Source organism: Nocardia pseudovaccinii NBRC 100343, from assembly GCF_001613225.1.
Lineage (GTDB): Bacteria > Actinomycetota > Actinomycetes > Mycobacteriales > Mycobacteriaceae > Nocardia > Nocardia pseudovaccinii.
The window spans coordinates 1-2041 of the sequence record NZ_BDBY01000073.1 but is presented as its reverse complement, the minus strand read 5'-3'; the positions used below and the strand labels follow the sequence as shown (position 1 = coordinate 2041).

General features: G+C 67.2%; 2 protein-coding genes and 3 pseudogenes. 3 read left to right on the top strand and 2 right to left on the bottom strand.

The window, feature by feature from the left end; translation table 11 throughout:
• Window positions 1-597 (top strand): annotated as a pseudogene (locus NP3_RS48965) (MFS transporter); the annotation flags it as partial.
• Here the strand turns inward: NP3_RS48965 and NP3_RS08520 are convergent.
• Window positions 594-1238, bottom strand: a complete 645-nt coding sequence (locus NP3_RS08520; RefSeq protein ID WP_063039477.1) for a maleylpyruvate isomerase family mycothiol-dependent enzyme — start codon at window positions 1236-1238, stop codon at window positions 594-596. The pseudogene NP3_RS48965 and the gene NP3_RS08520 sit on opposite strands and share 4 nt — an antisense overlap.
• Before the next feature lie 83 nt (window positions 1239-1321).
• Between NP3_RS08520 and NP3_RS47725 the strand changes: the two are divergent.
• Both NP3_RS47725 and NP3_RS08515 read left to right on the top strand, forming a co-directional pair.
• Window positions 1322-1411, top strand: a pseudogene (locus NP3_RS47725) (hypothetical protein); the annotation flags it as partial.
• A gap of 53 nt (window positions 1412-1464) precedes the next feature.
• Window positions 1465-1800, top strand: a pseudogene (locus tag NP3_RS08515) (SDR family oxidoreductase); the annotation flags it as partial.
• A 16-nt stretch (window positions 1801-1816) separates the two neighbouring features.
• Here the strand turns inward: NP3_RS08515 and NP3_RS08510 are convergent.
• A partial coding sequence (locus NP3_RS08510; RefSeq protein WP_157124190.1) for a DUF427 domain-containing protein occupies window positions 1817-2041 on the bottom strand: 225 nt, incomplete at its 5' end.

Genomic DNA, 2041 nt, shown 5'->3' with positions numbered 1-2041 from the left:
TCGCCGTGGCTCGCCGAGCGATTCGGATTGCGGCTGCAAACCCTGTGCGGCCTCACGCTATTGGGCGTCGGACTGCTGGCGGTCGCCCGATTGTCGGTCGACGGCACCTATTTCGATGTCGTCTGGCCGCTGCTGATCGTCAGTCTGGGCATCAGCCTGTCGGCGGCACCGGCAACGGCCGCGATCATGGCGGGTGTGCCTGCCGATCAGCACGGCATCGCGGCGGCCGTGAACGACGTATCGCGCGAGGTCGGCGCCGCGATCGGAATAGCCTTGGCCGGAAGCATTCTCGCCGCGGGTTACAGCCACCGGATCGGGGCGATCCTGCCGATGCTCCCGCAACAGCTACGCGGTCCGGTCTCCGGCTCACTGGTCGGGGCGCTGGCGGTGGCCGAGCATCTGGGCCCGCAAGCCCAACCGCTCGCCGACGCGGCCAAGGCGGCGTTCGTCCACGGTGTCCGTCAAGCGGCGGCGATCCTCGGCGCACTGACCTTGGCCGCCGCCCTCGCCATCGGTCTATGGGCCCCCGGTCGGCGCGTCGGCCGAACCCCGCCCACCGTTGCACCGAGCGCCACACAGGTGGCCGAACCCGACTAGCCGGACAACCGGTGGCGCAGCAGTGGCAGACCGGGGCCCTCCAGCTCGTGCATGAGTGCGGTGCGGCCACCGACGCTCATCAGCAACGCTGCCGCCGACCCGCGAACCTCGGCTCCGCGTCCCCACGTCCGATCGATATCGTTGGCGCACAGGCGAATTCCACGCAGTCGGCCCACTGGCACGAAGCCGATCCGCCAGGGTGCGGTCAGGAAGTCGAGCGCCAGACCAGCCCGCAACAGGTCCGGGGCGAAGGGCAGGCCGAGTGGGATCCTGATGTCGCCGCTGTGCACCACGATGTCGGCCAGCGGGTCGAGTGGCCCGAACAGTGGCGGGCTGATGGGGCGATCGGCACAGCGACGCAGTGTGTCGGCGATCTCCGCGGCCGGTTGCCGAGCCCGACGCCGTGCCAGCTCATCGATACCGGCGGCCAGACTCCGGTGGCGCACTGTCCACCATTGGAACGTCCAGAAACTGTCGGCGAGCACACTGACCAGGTGTGCGGCCACCGTCTTGATATCCCAGCCCGCGCAGAGGCTCGGTGTCGCCAACTGTGCGTCGTCCAACTCGTCGAGCAGATCCGCGATTCGCCGCCGCTCGTCCGCGACGGCGGCGAAGAGCTCCGTCGCATCGGCCTCGCTCATCGTCTACCTCGATTCGGGGCTTGCCGCGCGTACGGTGACCACCGCCGACCGTTGATCGCATTTCGCATCGGTGAGGAGCAGTGATGACACAGGACACCGCGAAGCGAGTTGCCATTGTGACCGGAGCCGGGTCCGGGATCGGGGCGGCAGTAGCCCGGCAATTGGCCCGAGGCCCGCACCGCATGGCTTTGTTCGACCGCGATGCCGAGGTGCTCGGTGAGGTCCCAAGCGCCTGCTGTCCCAATACATGCACGAGTTCGCGGCACAGTTCGGCCCACGCAAGATTCGTGCCAATGTCATTCACCCCACCAACTGCAATACGCCGATGCTGCACAGCGAGCCCATGTATCGCGCGTTCCGTCCGGATCTGGAGAATCCCACGCGTGCGGATGCCGAGATGGCTTTTCCGGTGCAGCAGGTGATGCCGGTGCCTTATGTTGAGCCGGAGGACATCAGCGAGATGGTGGTATTCCTCGCATCGGATGAATCACGCTACGTGACCGGTATGCAGATGCGGGTGGATGCCGGTGGTTACCTCAGGTGGTACGACTACCACGTCTGACGCGCGGCCCCGGGAATCACCGGCTGACCGCGGGGGTGGCCACGCCGACCTCGACGCGGACCCGATCCTGATAGAAACCGATGTGGCCGCTCAATATCGCGACCTCCGCATAGGGCTCGGCGTACTCCCAGGCGACCGGATCCGGACCATCGGCCGGACGCCAGTACCGCGCCGTGCCCTTGAACGGACAGCGTGATATCTGCTCGTGAGGGACGAGCAGGTCGAAGCGCACATCGGATGC